The organism is Allobosea sp. 10L417 (assembly GCF_056395485.1).
Map to the genome: position 1 here is coordinate 222,627 of NZ_JBFTJP010000002.1, position 14,300 is coordinate 236,926.

Here is a 14,300-nt window from a genome sequence, read left to right on the forward strand (position 1 = left end):
ATGCACGCATGACAAATCTGGAGAGCGAAATTCCAGCTGTGCCGCCGGTCCCCGTGATCGAGCCGCCAACGTCCCACAGTCCGCTCGGCAAGAAGCGTGGCATCTGCGCCATCAGCGGCCAGGATATGGCCCGTAGGAACCTCATCGAGATCGGCACGCTGCGCCCCGCGCTCGTCGATCACATCCGCGCCGACTTTCCGGATCTGCCCGACCACGCGCTGATCAGCCTGAAGGAGCTGGCGCGTTATCGGACCCGCTATGTCGAGGAGATCCTGCGCGAGGAGCACGGCGAATATTCCGACCTCGATCGGGAGGTGGCCGAGAGCATCGCCCGACAGGAGACCATCGCCGAGAACGTCGAGGACGATTTCGAGGAGCATCGCACGCTGGGCGAACGCCTATCCGACAATCTCGCGAGCTTTGGCGGTTCCTGGGCCTTCCTGATCAGCTTTGGCATCGTGCTTGTCGTCTGGATGGCGATCAACGCCGCGATCGGGGAGGGCAAGGCCTTTGACCCCTATCCCTTCATCCTGCTCAATCTCGTCCTGTCCTGCATTGCGGCAGTGCAGGCGCCGATCATCATGATGAGCCAGAAGCGGCAGGAAACGAAGGACCGGCTGCGCTCGCTCAACGACTATCAGGTCAATCTGAAGGCCGAGCTCGAAATCCGGCATTTGCATGAGAAGATGGACCATCTGATTACGCGGCAATGGCAGCGCCTCGCCGAGATCCAGCAGGTCCAGCTCGAGATATTGCAGGATACGCAGCTGCCGAAGGCCAAGCCGAAGCGCCGCAAGAAACCGGCCGCCAAGAAGAAGCGGGCCGTGCCGGCCGATGTGGCAGAACAGGAAGCAGACGCGCTTCCTCTGGCCAATCCCGAGCGGAAAGCCTAGCGGGCGCAGTCGCATTCGATGGCTCCGCTTGGTCCTTGACTCCCCATTGGTCGGCCGATTTCTTCGTCGGCAAACGAATCTGATGGAGGAAAATGATGTTCGCTTCGCGTTTCGCGCCTGCCGGCGCGCTGCTTGCCGGCCTTGTGCTTGCGGCCGCTGCCCAGCCGGCCTTCGCCCAGGGGCAGGTCACGGTCTATTGCTCGATCCTCGAAGAACAGTGCCGCGAAGGCGCGGCGATGTTCGAGAAGGCGACCGGGATCAAGGTCTCGATGATCAGAAAGAGCACTGGCGAGGTCTATGCCCAGGTCAAGGCCGAGGCGAGCAATCCGCGCGGCGATGTCTGGTGGGGCGGGCCGGGCGAGCCGCATCTGCAGGCGGCCGACGAAGGGCTTCTGGACGAGTACAAGTCGCCGAAGTTGCCGGAGCTGCATGACTGGGCGCAGCGCCATGCCGAGCAGTCGAAGTTCCGCACCAATGGCATTTATCTCGGCGCTCTCGGTGTGGGCTACAACACCGAGGTGCTGAAGAAGAAGGGTATCGCCGCCCCTAAATGCTGGGCCGATCTGCTCGATCCCAAGCTGCGCGACGAGGTCCAGATCGCTGATCCCAGCTCGTCGGGCACGGCCTATGTCTTCCTGGCGACGACGGTGCAGCGCCTCGGCGAGGAGAAGGGCTTCGAATTCCTCAAGGACCTGCACAAGAACATCAGCCAGTACACCAAATCCGGTATCGCACCGGTGAAGGCGGCCGCGCTCGGCGAGACGGCGGTCGGCATCGCCTTCATCCATGACATGCTGACGCAGAAGCTCCAGGGCGCGCCGATCGAGACCGTCGCCCCCTGCGAGGGCACCGGCTACGAGACCGGATCGGTCTCGATCATCAAGGGCGGCAAGAACCCTGAAGCCGCGCGCAAATTCGTCGATTTCACGCTCTCGCCCGATGCGCAGAACATCAATGCGAAGCTGAAGATCAACTCGATCCCGTCGAACAAGAACGCGCTGCTCTCGCCGGACGCGCCGAAATTCGCCGAGATGAAGCTGATCGACTACGACACGCCGCGTTGGGGCTCGCCGGCCGAGCGCTCGCGCCTGCTCAAGAAGTTCGACGCCGAGGTCAAGGCGCTGCCGCGCTGACCTCCCACGATCCCGCGAGCTTGGTAGCGCGCCCCTCGGTTTGTGCTACTAAGCTCCGGTCCGGGCTTGAAGCCTCGCGCTCCAGCCCCAGCCATGGGATCGCTGCATATGCTTCGCGCCACTTCCGTCCTTCGCAAAGCCGCTGTTCGCGCCGAGCGCGTCGTCGATACGCTCAGCCTTGGATATCAGGGCCGCAACAGCAACGGCGTCGCCGTGACGGCTGCAGGCGGGCTCGAATTCGCGATCGATCTCGACAAGCCTGCGACGCTGAACGACGGCGATGCGCTGAAGCTGGAGGATGGCCGCCTCGTGCAGGTCAAGGCCGCTCCTGAAAGCCTTCTTGAAGTCCGTGCCGAGAACCCGCTGCGGCTGGTGCGCCTCGCCTGGCATCTCGGCGGCCATCATGTCCCGGCGGAAATGACGCCCGACGCGCTCTATATCCCCAGTCATCCCGCTTTGGCCGAGCTGGTTCGCGGCCAGGGCTGTTCGATGACGGATGTCGAGCGCCCGTTCCAGCCGGAGCAGGAGGTCCACCATCACGCCCACGGCGATGACTGCGGCTGCGGGGACGATCATCACGATCACGATCATGGGCATGCCCATCATGGGCATGACCACAGCCATGGGCATCATCACGAGCACCATGGCCACGATCACGCACATGAGCACCATCACGCTCATGGTGAGAGCTGCGGCCATGATCACGACCATCACGGCCACGGCGATCACGATCATGGTCGCGGCCATGGCGCCGCCGATGGCCACAAGGGCCATTCCCACGATCACTGAGGCGCCGATACCGCGTCATGCTCGGGCTTGACCCGAGCATTTCCGGCCAAAAGGGGCTTTTTATCCTGAAAGCGTTTCTCGGGTCTCCGCTACGCTTCGCCCGAGAATGACGGCTTTGGACTATCTTGAGCTATTGCAAAGGCGGGCTTTAGCCCGCCTTTCGCATCTCACGCAGCGTAACCCTTGAGCTGCGCCAGCGTGGTCATCACGCCGCGCAGCTCCGCGAGGCCACGCAGGCGCCCGACGGCCGGGTAGCCCGGAAAACTGCCCTTGCCGACATCGTCCAGCAACTCGTGGCCGTGGTCGGGGCGCATCGGGATGCGCCAATGCGGGATGCCGGCGGCACGGCGGCGCTGCTCCTCGGCCATCAGCACGTCGATGAGCGCGACCATGTCGGTATCGCCGCCGAGATGCTCGGCTTCCATGAAGGAGCCATCCGGGTCCTTGGCGACATTGCGCAGATGCGCGAACCAGATCTTGTCGGCGAAGCGTCGCGCGATGCGGGGCACGTCATTCTTCGGATTGGCGCCGAGCGAGCCGGAACACAGTGTGAGACCGTTCGACGGGGAATCGACCGAGTCGAGGATGAAGGCGATGTCGTCCTCGGTCGAGCAGATCCGCGGCAGGCCGAAGAGCGAGCGCGGCGGGTCGTCCGGGTGGATGCACATGCGGATGCCGACTTCCTCGGCGGTCGGGATGATCGCCTCGAGGAAACGCTTCAGGTTGGCCCGCAGCTTGTCATGGGTCATGCCGGCATAGCGCTCGAGGATGCGGGCGAGGCCGGGCAGGTCGTAGCGGTCGAAGGCGCCGGGTAGGCCGGCCATGACGCTGGAGAGCAGCCGGTCGCGATCGGCTTGCGAGGACTTGTCGAACCAGGCCTTGGCCTTGTCCATCACCTCGGCCGAATGCCCCTCCTCGGCGCCCTTGCGCTTCAGCATGAAATGATCGAGCGCGACATATTCATGCAGGTTGAAGCGCAGTGCCGTGCCACCGCCGGGCAGTTTGTGGGCCAGCTCGGTGCGGGTCCAGTCCAGCACCGGCATGAAGTTGTAGCAGATCACCTCGAGTCCGCAGGCCGCGAGGTTGCGCATCGACTGGCGGTAGTTCTCGAAGACGGTTTCGAGATCGCCTTCGCCGATCTTGACGCTCTCATGGATAGGCAGGCTTTCGACCACCTTCCATTCCAGGCCGAAGCTTTTGTCCGAGCGGATGATCGCCTGGCGCTTCTCGATCTCCTCGACGCTCCAGACCACGCCGTAGGGGATCTGGTGCAGCGAGTTCACGATGCCGGTCGCCCCGGCCTGCCTGGCCTGAGCCAGAGTCACGACATCGTCCGGCCCGAACCAGCGCCAGCATTGTTCCATTGTCGGTAATCCTTCGAGAAAAATCGCTTTATCGGGGCGGATGGGCCTCAGGAGGCATCGTGCTCGAGGCGTGAATCGTCGAATGCGTCCGCATGGTCCTTCGCGATCGTGTCGATCGTCGCGAAGACGGTGCGCAGATGCGCGCGCATCGCGGCCTCCGCGCCTTTTGCGTCATGTTTCATGACGCAGGCGGCGATGATCCTGTGCTCGTGCAGGATCACCTCGGACCAGGACGGGGTTTCGAGGGAGAGGCAGCGCACCCGGTCCATCTGGGCCTTCACGCCCTCGATCATGCTCCAGACGGCCCGGTGGCCGGCGATGCGCGAGATTTCGGCGTGGAACACCTCGTCGAGGCGGAAAATCTCGGACCGGTCCTGTCGCCGCACGGCCTCCGCCTGCTCTTCGATCTGCGCTTCGAGCCGGCGGCGGTCGGCGTCGCCGATGCACTGGGCGGCGAGCACCACGGTGCGGCATTCCAGCGTCTCGCGGACGAACTGGCTGTCATGGACGGCGGCGAGGTCGATCGGCGCGACGAAGGTGCCGACCTGCGGCACCGCGACCAGGAAGCCCTCGTCGACAAGCCGCTTGAACGCTTCCCGCACCGGGGTGCGGCTGACGCCGAAGCGCAGCGCCATCCGCGCCTCGGACATCGATTCGCGGGGCTTCAGCGCGCCGCTGATGATGTCCGTGCGTAGCACGCTGTAGATCTGATCCGTGCTATGACGGGCTGCAGGGTGGGCCATTGCCAAGCTCTTGATGACTAGTATACTAGGATACCGATCAACCGGGGGCTGCGTCAACTTGGCAGGTTCCCGGGTCGCAAGGCGGGCTCCGGATGCGGCGGCCGGACCGTCGGAACATAAAAAAGCTGAAGAAGCGGGCATCCGCATCTGGAGGAGAAAACATGGCTCAGGACAGCATCAATCGGCGCCATTTCATTGGTGGCGTCGCCGGTCTCGGCGCAGCAATGCAGGCGCCGGGCGTCTTCGCGCAGCAGCTCAAGCTGCCGGCATCGCCGCTCACGATCAGCATCATCGACGTCGGCGGCGCCTTGGCGCTGGTTCAGACGCCGCTTGAGAATTACGCCAAGGCAAACCCCAAGGCCGTCTCGCGGATGGTCTTCACCAAGGCTCCGGCGCCCGAGCTGCCGGCCAAGCTGAAGGCTCAGCAGAACGCCGGCCGTTCCGACATCGACTTCGTCATCGGCGGTCTCGACGTGCTCTCCGCCGGCATCGACCAGAAGCTCTGGATCGAGCTGTTCCCGCGCTTCGCTTCCGAATTGCCGAAGCCCGACGACGTGCTCCTGAAGCCGGCGCTCGCCATGCACAATCTCGGGCAGGGCCAGGCCATGGCGATGGTCTATTACCCCTCCGGCCCGCTGCTCGAGTACATGCCGGACAAGGTCAAGAACGTGCCGACCACGGCCGAGGAACTGCTGGCCTGGACGAAGCAGAACAAGAACCGCTTCCTCTATGCCCGCCCGGCCAATTCGGGCCCCGGCCGCACCTGGATCATGGGTCTGCCCTACATCCTCGGCGACAAGGACCCGAAGGATCCGGAGAAGGGCTGGGACAAGACCTGGGCCTATCTGAAGGAGCTCGGCGAGAACATCGAGTACTATCCGGGCGGCACCGGCGCGACGATGAAGGAACTCGGCGACGGCTCGCGCGACATCATCGTCAGCACGACGGGCTGGGACATCAACCCGCGCGTGCTCGGCATCGTGCCGAAGGAAGCCAAGATCCAGGCGCTCAAGGGTTTCCACTGGGTCACCGACGCCCAGTACATGATGATCCCGAAGGGTGTGTCCGACGAGAAGCTCGCCGTTCTGCTCGATCTGGTCCGTCACATGCTGACGCCCGCGCAGCAGGCCTTCACCTATGACGAAGGCTATTTCTATCCGGGTCCGGCCGTGAAGGACGTGCCGCTCTCGATGGCGCCGGCTTCCAGCCAGAAGGCCATCGCCGAGTTCGGCCGCCCCGAATACGAGAAGCTGATCGCCGATAACCCGATGGAAACGCCGCTCGATCCGGAGAAGATGGTCGTCGCCTTCCGCATCTGGGACGAGCAGGTCGGCGGCGCCAAGAAGAAGTAAGACCGGTCACGGCGGCGGGCTTCGGCCGTAATTCGAAGTCCGCCGCCGGGCATTTCGACCCCGCTCTCAGATCATCCGGAAGCCATGACCATCAACGCAGCTTCGTTCCGCGAGCTCAAGCTCGACCGCCTGAGCCGTGACTTCGGCACCCATAACGCGCTCAAGGACGTCTCGCTGACGATCGGCAAGGGCGAGTTCATCGCTTTGCTCGGGCCTTCCGGCTGCGGCAAGTCTACGACCCTGAACCTGATTGCCGGCCTGCTGCCTGCGACGGGCGGCGGCATTTGGCTCGACGACAAGCGCATTGACCCGCTGCGGCCGGAAGAACGCGGCTTCGGCATGGTTTTCCAGAACTACGCCCTGTTCCCGCACATGACGGTGAACAAGAACATCGGCTTCGGCCTCAAGATGCGCGGCATGCCGCGCGCCGAGATCGACAAGCGCGTGGCGGAAGCCGCGGCGCTGGTGCATTTGCAGGGCCAGACCGAGAAGCTGCCCGGCCAGCTTTCGGGCGGGCAGCAGCAGCGTGTCGCCATCGCGCGCGCCATCGTCGTCGAGCCGCCGCTCGTGCTGATGGACGAGCCGCTCTCGAACCTCGACGCCAAGCTGCGCCTGGAGATGCGCGCCGAGATCCGCCGCATCCACAATACGCTCGGCGCCACCACGATCTATGTCACCCACGACCAGGAGGAGGCGCTTTCGCTCGCCGACCGCATCGTCGTGCTGCGTGACGGGCAGGTTCGCCAGGTCGGCACGCCGGAGGACCTCTTCCTGCGGCCGGACCATCTCGACGTCGCGGAGTTCATGGGCTTCCGCAACAAGGTGAAGGGCAAGGTCGTCTCGGCAGGCGAGGGCAGGGCGACTGTAGCCGTCGGCGATGCGCAGCTTTCGGGCCGCGCCCGCGCTGCGGTCTCGGCCGGTTCCGACGGCACTCTGGCCATCCGCCCGGAGGATCTGCATCCCGTGGCATCCGGCCAGCCCGGCCTCAAGGCCAAGGTGGTCTCGACCGAGTTCCGCGGCCGCGAGTTCGTCGGCTTCGCCCGCATGGCTGACGGTACCGACCTCTCCTTCCTGGCCCGTGACAAGCTGTCTCCGGGCGAGGCGGTGACGCTGACCGCCGATCCGGAACGCGTCCTCGTCTACGGAGGGGCGGCGTGAGCACGGACCTCTCCTCCATTCCGCTGAAGCAGAGGCTGGCCGCCCGTGGCTTCGACGGGCTGACCCTGCTCGTCGTGCCGGCGATCCTGTTCCTGCTGGCGCTGTTCATCTACCCGTTCCTCTACGGGCTGGTCCTTTCCTTCGAGCCGAAGGCCGGCGGCGTCTTCGCCAACTACCAGCGCTTCTTCTCCGATTCCTTCCTCTATGGGACGATCGGAACCACGCTGTGGCTCGCCCTGCCGGTGACGGTCGCGACGCTCCTGCTCGCGATCCCGGTCGCCTTCCGCGTCCGGCTGATGCAGAACCAGCGCCTGCTGACGACCATCCTGGTTATCCCGATCACGCTCGGCACCGTGCTCGTCGCTCAAGGCCTGCTGAACTATCTCGGCCCGCAAGGCTGGTTCAACCGCACGCTGATGACGCTCGGCCTCATCTCGACCCCGGTGAAGCTGCTTCACAACTACTGGGGCGTGATGCTGTCGCTGGTCATCACCGGCTTCCCCTTCACCTTCCTGCTGACGCTCTCCTACCTCTCCGGCATCGATCCGGCGCTTGAGCAGGCGGGCGCGACGCTGGGCGCCGGCCCCTGGGAGCGCTTCAAGCACATTCTCCTGCCGCTGCTGCTGCCGGGCCTCGCCATCACCTTCTGCCTGAGCTTCGTGCAGGCCTTCTCGGTCTTCCCCTCGGCGGTGCTGCTCGGCGCGCCGGCCGGGCCGACCCGCGTGATCTCGATCGCGGCCTATCAGGCGGCCTTCGAGGAATACGATTACTCGATGGCGTCCGCCGTCGCGATGATCATGGGCATGGTTCAGCTTGCCATCGTCGTCGTGGTGCTGGCGGCGCGCGGCCTGCTCTATCGCGGCCCTGCCGGCGGCGGAAAGGGCTGAGCCGATGGTCAAGGATACACGTCTCTCGACGAAGCTCTGGGCAGCCGCCAACTGGACGCTAATCGGCTTCTTCATCGTCAACCTCTTCGCGATGATCGCGACGGTGGTGACGTCCTCCTTCGCGACGCGCTGGCTCGGCACCTGGCTGCCGGCCGGTTGGACGACGCGCTGGTATTCGGCCGCCTGGTCGGAATTCCAGCTCCACGACGTGCTGCTGGTCACCTTCCAGATCGTCTTCCTGGTGGTGGCGCTCTCAGGGCTGATCGGTGTGCCCGCGGCCTATGCGCTGGCGCGGCGGGATTTCCCGGGCAAGAAGCTGGTGATGCTGCTCTTCCTGCTGCCGCTGCTGGTGCCGCCGATCACCTTCGGCATTCCGCTCGCGACCGTGCTCTACCAGACCGGCTTCGCCGGCCAGATGTCGGGCGTGGTGCTGGCGAACCTCGTGCCGACCGTGCCCTTCGTCATCCTGGTGATGATCCCCTTCATCGAGCAGATCGACACCAAGATCGAGTCGGCGGCGCGCGTCTTCGGCGCCAACACCTTCAAGCTCTTCGTGCATGTGTTGCTGCCGCTGCTGATGCCCGGCATCCTCGCTGCATTGCTGCTGGTGCTGGTGCGGACGCTGGCGATGTTCGAGCTGACCTTCCTGACGGCCGGCCCGACCAGCCAGACACTCGTCGTCGCGCTGTATTACGCGGTCTTCGCTGCCGGCGTGCGCGCGGTACAGTCGATCGACGCCATGGCCGTGATCTACATGATCACGACGCTGATCTGGCTGATCATCGCTCTGCGCTTCGTCAACCCAACGCAGATCGTCGCCCGCGCCAAGAAGTGAGCCGACGAGCCGGCGTGCAAAATCGCGCCGGATGCGTTAGGGGAGCGGCCATGAACTTGCCGCTCCCGAACATGCGCTTCTCTGTGGCACCCATGATGGACTGGACCGATTCCGCCTGCCGGATCATCCACCGCCTGATGTCGCGCCATGCGCTGCTCTACACCGAGATGGTGACGGCGCAGGCGGTGATCCGCGGCGACCGCCAGCGTCTGATTGGCTTCGATGCCGGGGAACACCCGGTCGCGCTACAGCTCGGCGGCAACGATCCAAAGCTCCTGGCCGAAGCGGCGAAGATCGGTGCCGATTTCGGCTATGACGAGATCAACCTGAATTGCGGCTGCCCCTCCGACCGGGTGCAGGGCGGTGCCTTCGGCGCCTGCCTGATGCGCGAACCGGCGCTGGTCGGCGATTGCGTCGCGGCGATGAAGGCCGCGGTTTCCATTCCCGTGACCGTGAAATGCCGCATCGGGGTCGATGATCAGGACCCGGAAGTGGCGCTCGACGCTCTCACTGCTTCTGTCCACGCCGCTGGCGTCGATGCGCTGATTGTCCATGCTCGCAAGGCCTGGCTGCAGGGCCTCTCGCCCAAGGAGAACCGCGAGATCCCGCCGCTCGATTATGAGCGAGCCTATCGGCTGAAAGCTGCCAACCCCGATCTGCCGATCGCCATCAACGGCGGCATCAAGGCGCCGTCCGAATGGCCGCCGCATCTGGAGAAGCTCGACGGCGTGATGATCGGCCGCGAGGCCTATCAGAACCCGGAAATCCTGCTGCAGGTCGATCCGCTGCTCTTCGGCTCGGATGCGCCCGTGCCGGATGCCTTCGCCATGCTGGAAGCGCTGGAGCCGCATATCGCCGCGCGTCTCGAGCGGGGCGGGCGGCTGCACGCCTTCACCCGCCACCTCGTCGGACTGTTTCCGGCCCGCCCCGGCGCACGCCTCTTCCGCCGCCATCTCGCAGAGCGCTGCGTGGGAGCGGATGCGACGCTGGACGATCTTCGTGCCGCCGTCGCGCATGTCTCGCGACACGAGGCTGCTGTGGCGGCCTGAGCCGGCGTTCAGGTCACGGCTGCAGGTCGAGCGGGGCGATCAGCCGCGTCGTGCCGCCTCGATCGCGGCGACATCGATTTTCCGCATCGTCATCATCGCGGCAAAGGCGCGCTTCGCTTCCTCGCCGCCGACGGCCAGCGCCTCCGACAGCACCCGCGGCGTGATCTGCCAGGAGATGCCCCATTTGTCCTTGCACCAGCCGCAGGCGCTCTCCCGGCCGCCATTGCCGACGATGGCGTTCCAGTAGTGGTCGGTCTCCTGCTGGTCGTCGGTGGCGACCTGGAACGAGAAGGCCTCGCTGTGCTTGAAGGTGGGGCCGCCATTGAGGCCGAGGCAGGGTATGCCGAGAACCGTGAAGGTGACCGTCAGCACATCGCCGGCCTTGCCGGAAGGAAAATCGGTGGGCGCACGGAAGACCGCGTCGACGGCGCTGTCGGGAAAGGTCTGAGCGTAGAAGCGTGCCGCGGCCTCGGCGTCCTTATCGTACCAGAGGCAAATCGTGTTCTTGGCAGTCGTCATTGCGTTTCCTTTCGAAAAGCGCTCCGGCTGTCAGGCTGCGGCGGTGCGTCCGCCGAGATAGGCAGCGCGGATTTCCTCGTTCGACCAGAGCTGTTCCGGCGTGCCGGAGAGTACAAGCTTGCCGGTTTCCAGCACATAGCCGCGATCGGCCACCGACAGGCCCATGCGGGCGTTCTGCTCGACCAGCAGCACCGTCGTGCCGCGCCGGCGTATCTCGGCGATGATCGCGAACACCGCCTGGACGATGACCGGCGCCAATCCTAGCGACGGCTCGTCGAGCAGCAGGATGCGCGGTTTCGCCATCAGGCCGCGCGCGACCGCCACCATCTGCTGCTGGCCGCCCGAGAGCGTCCAGCCCAGCGCATTGGCGAAGCGGCGGATATCGGGGAACAGGTCGAACATCTCGTCCGCTTCGCGCCTGATCGCGGCGGTCTTCAGGCCGGGCCGGTTCGAGGCGCCGAGCATGATGTTCTCGCGCACGCTCAACCCCGGAAAGACGCGCCGGCCTTCCGGCACATGGGCGATGCCGCGGCGCACGATCGCCTCGGGCCTAAGGCCGACGATCGACTGACCTTCGAAGAGGATGTCGCCCGAGGCCGGCTTCGCGAGGCCGGAGATGGCGCGCAGCGTGGTGGATTTGCCGGCCCCGTTCGAGCCGAGCAGGGTGACGACCTCGCCGGCCTCGACGACGAGCGAGATGCCGTCGACGGCTTCGACCTCGCCGTAGCGAACGACGAGGGATTTCAGTTCAAGCAGGGACATCGGGTGCCGTTCCCAGATAGGCCGCGATCACGTCGGGATGCTTCAGCACGTCGGCGGAATAGCCGTCGGCGATGCGGCGGCCGAAGTTCAGCACGGTAATGTGCTGCGCGACCTCGCTCACCAGGGTCATGTCGTGGTCGATGATGAGGATGGTGAGGCCGCGGGCCGAGATGCGCTTGAGCAGATTGCGCAGCTCGACCTTCTCCGAGGAGTTGAGCCCCGCGCCGGGCTCGTCGAGCAGGAGCAGGACGGGATCGCCGGCCAAAGCGCGGGCGATCTCGACCGCACGCTGATGGCCATAGGAAAAATTCGCCACAACCTCGTCAGCCCGGTCCTCCAGATCGACGAAGGCGAGCGCCGCCCGCGCACGCGCCAGCAGCGCGGCGGGGTCGTTGCCGATCGGGCTTCCTGGGCGCTCGGCACCGACCATGACGTTCTCCAGCGCCGTCATCGAGCGCCAGAGCCGGATGTTCTGGAAGGTGCGGCCGAGCCCGGCCCTGGTGCGGGCATGCGGCGGCAGGTCGGTGATGTCCTGCCCGTTGAGCTTGATGGTTCCGGCCGTCGCCCGGTAGAGGCCGGAGAGGACGTTCAGCGTCGTGGTCTTGCCGGACCCGTTCGGGCCGATCAGAGCATGCACGCCGCCGCGCTTGATGGTGAGATCGACCTCGTCGACCGCCTTGAGGCCGCCGAAATGCTTGGAGAGCCCGCGCACCTCCATCACGGTCTCGGTGCCTTCACCGCCGCCCGACAGTTGCAGCGTCGCGGCCGTCCGGCCGGGCAGCACGGCCCGCTTGAAGCGGTCGAGCTGGCCGCGCAGGAAGCCCCAGATGCCGTCCGGCATGAACAGCACGATCAGGATCACCGCCGCGCCATAGATCGCGAGATAGAGGCCGGGGATGCTCTTGAGGAAGCGCAGCCATTCCGGGATCAGGATCAGCAGGCCCGTGCCGATGACGGCGCCGACCGGCGAGGCGACGCCGCCAAGCAGCACCATGGTCAGGAACACCACCGACTCCGCGAAGGAGAACTGGTCCGGGCTGACATAGGCGAAGCCGCCGGCGAAGAGACCGCCGCCGATGCCGCCGAGGATGGCGGAGAGGGCGAAGGCCGTGACCTTGGTGCGGTAGACGTCGATGCCGGCGACGCCGGCGGCGAGTTCGTTGTCGCGCACCGCCCGCATGGCGCGGCCGAGCTTGGTGTCGCGCAGGCGCCAGACCAGATAGCCGAGTATGCCCAGCAGCGCGATGCAGAGCGCGAGATAGGTCGAGCCGTCCGTGAATAGCGGTGGCCGCGGGATGGCGCGGACACCGTCCGGCCCTTTGGTGACGGGGATCCAGTTGATCAGGACGAGGGTGACGATCTGCTGGAAGGAGATCGTCACCATGGCGAGGTAGTGGCCGCCGAGCCGGAGCGTCGAGGCGCCGAGCAGCGCGCCGAAGCCGGCGGCAAGGCCGGTGCCGACCAGCAGGCAGACCCAGAAATTCAGGCCGTAATCGGTCTGGCCGAGGCCAACCGCATAGGCGCCGAGCCCGAAGAAGGCAGCCTGCGCCAGATTGATCTGGCCGCAGAGCCCCAGCACGATCGTCAACCCGAGCACGGCGATGGCATAGGTCGTCGCCTGCATCGAGATGTTGAGGATATAGCCGGTCTTGGGGACGATGATGGCGAGCGTCATCGCCGCGAGGACGAGCAGGATATAGGCCGGGACGCCCCAGCGCAGACGCGGCCGGATGTCGTCTGTGGCGGCGGTGGTTTCGGTCGTGCTCATGCTTTTTCCGCCACGCGCTCGCCGAAGATGCCCTGCGGCCGGAAGATCAGGAAGGCGATCAGCACCAGGAAGGCGAAGCCGTCCTTGTAGGGCACGGAGATATAGGCGGCGCCGAAAGTCTCGATGACGCCGAGCGCGAGGCCACCGATGATCGCGCCCGTTACGTCGCCGAAGCCGCCGATGATGGTGGCTGCGAAGGCCTTAAGCGCGATGGTCGCGCCCATGCCGATCGAGACGAAGAGGACCGGCGCGACCAGGATGCCCGCAATCCCGCCGATCACCGCCGAATAGACGAAGGTGATCATGATCATCACTGCGACGGGAATGCCGAGCAGCGAGGCCGTCTCCTTGTCCTGCGAGGTCGCCTGCAACTTCTTGCCGAGCAGGGTGTGCTCGAAGAACCAGTATTGGAGCGCGACCAGCAGTGCGGTCACGACGATGATCAGGACGTATTGGTTGTCGAGATAGACCGGGCCGAGCATGAAGCCGGGCGTGTCGAACCAGCCGGAGAGCACCTCCGGCTCCGGTCCGTGGATCGCGAGCGTGGTGTTGGCCATGAAGATCGAGGCGCCGATCGTCGAGATGATGACCGGCAGGTAGGTGCGGTGGCGCAGCGGATAATAGACCGCGAGATTGAAGACCGTGCCGAGCCCCGCCATGCAGACCAGAGCGATGATGAAAGCCATCCAGTAGGGCAGGCCGATCTTGACCGAGAAGACCACCATCAGGAAGGCGGCCACCATCGAGAACTCGCCCTGGGCGAAATTCACGACATTGGTGGCCCGGAAGATCAGGACGAAGCCGAGCGCGACCAGCGCATAGACCGAGCCGATGCCGATCCCGGTGAAAAGAAGCTGAAGAACGAGATCCATCTGTCTACCGCGCTTGCGTGGAGCCGATCGGTCCTTCGCGGCGAACGGCGCGAGGCCGCCCGCCTCGAAAGGCGTGGTACGAGATGCGCCGTGCGGCTTTCGCCGTGCGAGGTTCGTTGTCGAGCCCCGCGCGGCTGCCGGATCCCCGCTTCGCAGAGAAGCCGGCGCGCCTCGGC

Annotated in this window: 14 protein-coding genes; 8 read left to right on the top strand and 6 right to left on the bottom strand. The window is 65.5% G+C overall.

The window, feature by feature from the left end:
* The first annotated feature begins 8 nt into the window (after positions 1 to 8).
* The 3 genes from AC1DE3_RS07215 to AC1DE3_RS07225 all read left to right on the top strand — a co-directional run bounded on the left by AC1DE3_RS07215 (position 9) and on the right by AC1DE3_RS07225 (position 2,815).
* Positions 9 to 893, top strand: a complete 885-nt coding sequence (locus AC1DE3_RS07215; protein ID WP_441512266.1) for a DUF1003 domain-containing protein — start codon at positions 9 to 11, stop codon at positions 891 to 893.
* Between the two features lie 95 nt (positions 894 to 988).
* Positions 989 to 2,026, top strand: coding sequence for an ABC transporter substrate-binding protein (locus tag AC1DE3_RS07220; protein ID WP_441512555.1), 1,038 nt, complete (start codon positions 989 to 991; stop codon positions 2,024 to 2,026).
* Between the two features lie 108 nt (positions 2,027 to 2,134).
* Positions 2,135 to 2,815, top strand: coding sequence for an urease accessory protein UreE (locus AC1DE3_RS07225; protein ID WP_441512267.1), 681 nt, complete (start codon positions 2,135 to 2,137; stop codon positions 2,813 to 2,815).
* A gap of 167 nt (positions 2,816 to 2,982) precedes the next feature.
* Here the strand turns inward: AC1DE3_RS07225 and uxuA are convergent, their stop codons facing one another.
* Together uxuA and AC1DE3_RS07235 are read right to left on the bottom strand one after the other, a co-directional pair.
* Positions 2,983 to 4,179 (bottom strand): mannonate dehydratase, encoded by a 1,197-nt coding sequence (gene uxuA / locus AC1DE3_RS07230; RefSeq protein ID WP_441512268.1) that lies wholly within the window; start codon positions 4,177 to 4,179, stop codon positions 2,983 to 2,985.
* 47 nt (positions 4,180 to 4,226) lie between these two features.
* Entirely contained in the window at positions 4,227 to 5,069 is an 843-nt protein-coding gene (locus tag AC1DE3_RS07235; protein WP_441512269.1) for a GntR family transcriptional regulator, read from the bottom strand.
* Between the two features lie 14 nt (positions 5,070 to 5,083).
* Here AC1DE3_RS07235 and AC1DE3_RS07240 point away from each other — a divergent pair, with 14 nt between their 5' ends.
* From AC1DE3_RS07240 to dusA, 5 genes are all read left to right on the top strand, one after another.
* Positions 5,084 to 6,274, top strand: a complete 1,191-nt coding sequence (locus AC1DE3_RS07240; protein WP_441512270.1) for an extracellular solute-binding protein — start codon at positions 5,084 to 5,086, stop codon at positions 6,272 to 6,274.
* Between the two features lie 90 nt (positions 6,275 to 6,364).
* Positions 6,365 to 7,432 carry an ABC transporter ATP-binding protein gene (locus AC1DE3_RS07245; protein WP_441512556.1) on the top strand — a complete coding sequence of 356 codons (1,068 nt, stop codon included), beginning with the start codon at positions 6,365 to 6,367 and terminating at the stop codon, positions 7,430 to 7,432.
* Complete coding sequence (locus AC1DE3_RS07250) at positions 7,429 to 8,319, top strand: ABC transporter permease (protein ID WP_441512271.1); 891 nt, start codon at positions 7,429 to 7,431, stop codon at positions 8,317 to 8,319. Before AC1DE3_RS07245 ends, AC1DE3_RS07250 begins: the two co-directional genes overlap by 4 nt.
* A gap of 4 nt (positions 8,320 to 8,323) precedes the next feature.
* Entirely contained in the window at positions 8,324 to 9,154 is an 831-nt protein-coding gene (locus tag AC1DE3_RS07255) for an ABC transporter permease (RefSeq protein WP_441512272.1), read from the top strand.
* A gap of 50 nt (positions 9,155 to 9,204) precedes the next feature.
* On the top strand, positions 9,205 to 10,203 hold the full coding sequence (dusA, locus tag AC1DE3_RS07260) for a tRNA dihydrouridine(20/20a) synthase DusA (protein WP_476852293.1): 999 nt from the start codon (positions 9,205 to 9,207) through the stop codon (positions 10,201 to 10,203).
* Positions 10,204 to 10,242: 39 nt separating this feature from the next.
* On the opposite strand, the gene AC1DE3_RS07265 is transcribed toward dusA, so the two are convergent.
* From AC1DE3_RS07265 to AC1DE3_RS07280, 4 genes are read right to left on the bottom strand one after another with little or no spacing between them, the layout of a single operon-like run.
* A complete protein-coding gene (locus AC1DE3_RS07265; protein ID WP_441512274.1) occupies positions 10,243 to 10,722 on the bottom strand; it encodes a VOC family protein in 480 nt (159 codons plus the stop codon).
* A gap of 30 nt (positions 10,723 to 10,752) precedes the next feature.
* Positions 10,753 to 11,484: an ABC transporter ATP-binding protein gene (locus AC1DE3_RS07270; protein WP_441512275.1), complete on the bottom strand. Its 732-nt coding sequence runs from the start codon at positions 11,482 to 11,484 to the stop codon at positions 10,753 to 10,755.
* Complete coding sequence (locus tag AC1DE3_RS07275; protein WP_441512276.1) at positions 11,471 to 13,252, bottom strand: branched-chain amino acid ABC transporter ATP-binding protein/permease; 1,782 nt, start codon at positions 13,250 to 13,252, stop codon at positions 11,471 to 11,473. The genes AC1DE3_RS07270 and AC1DE3_RS07275 overlap by 14 nt, the downstream gene beginning before the upstream one ends.
* The gene (locus tag AC1DE3_RS07280; RefSeq protein ID WP_441512277.1) at positions 13,249 to 14,124 is read right to left on the bottom strand and encodes a branched-chain amino acid ABC transporter permease; all 876 of its coding nucleotides are present in this window, start codon (positions 14,122 to 14,124) and stop codon (positions 13,249 to 13,251) included. Before AC1DE3_RS07280 ends, AC1DE3_RS07275 begins: the two co-directional genes overlap by 4 nt.
* Positions 14,125 to 14,300: the final 176 nt, after the last annotated feature.

What these genes read in the sequence shown, in the direction of transcription:
- AC1DE3_RS07265 (WP_441512274.1), bottom strand. Translation starts at nt 10,722, where the DNA reads ATGACGACTGCCAAGAACACGATTTGCCTCTGGTACGATAAGGACGCC.
- AC1DE3_RS07275 (WP_441512276.1), bottom strand. Translation starts at nt 13,252, where the DNA reads ATGAGCACGACCGAAACCACCGCCGCCACAGACGACATCCGGCCGCGT.
- AC1DE3_RS07235 (WP_441512269.1), bottom strand. Translation starts at nt 5,069, where the DNA reads ATGCGGATGCCCGCTTCTTCAGCTTTTTTATGTTCCGACGGTCCGGCC.
- AC1DE3_RS07255 (WP_441512272.1), top strand. Translation starts at nt 8,324, where the DNA reads ATGGTCAAGGATACACGTCTCTCGACGAAGCTCTGGGCAGCCGCCAAC.
- AC1DE3_RS07225 (WP_441512267.1), top strand. Translation starts at nt 2,135, where the DNA reads ATGCTTCGCGCCACTTCCGTCCTTCGCAAAGCCGCTGTTCGCGCCGAG.
- AC1DE3_RS07270 (WP_441512275.1), bottom strand. Translation starts at nt 11,484, where the DNA reads ATGTCCCTGCTTGAACTGAAATCCCTCGTCGTTCGCTACGGCGAGGTC.
- AC1DE3_RS07240 (WP_441512270.1), top strand. Translation starts at nt 5,084, where the DNA reads ATGGCTCAGGACAGCATCAATCGGCGCCATTTCATTGGTGGCGTCGCC.
- AC1DE3_RS07280 (WP_441512277.1), bottom strand. Translation starts at nt 14,124, where the DNA reads ATGGATCTCGTTCTTCAGCTTCTTTTCACCGGGATCGGCATCGGCTCG.
- AC1DE3_RS07220 (WP_441512555.1), top strand. Translation starts at nt 989, where the DNA reads ATGTTCGCTTCGCGTTTCGCGCCTGCCGGCGCGCTGCTTGCCGGCCTT.
- AC1DE3_RS07215 (WP_441512266.1), top strand. Translation starts at nt 9, where the DNA reads ATGACAAATCTGGAGAGCGAAATTCCAGCTGTGCCGCCGGTCCCCGTG.
- uxuA (WP_441512268.1), bottom strand. Translation starts at nt 4,179, where the DNA reads ATGGAACAATGCTGGCGCTGGTTCGGGCCGGACGATGTCGTGACTCTG.
- dusA (WP_476852293.1), top strand. Translation starts at nt 9,205, where the DNA reads ATGAACTTGCCGCTCCCGAACATGCGCTTCTCTGTGGCACCCATGATG.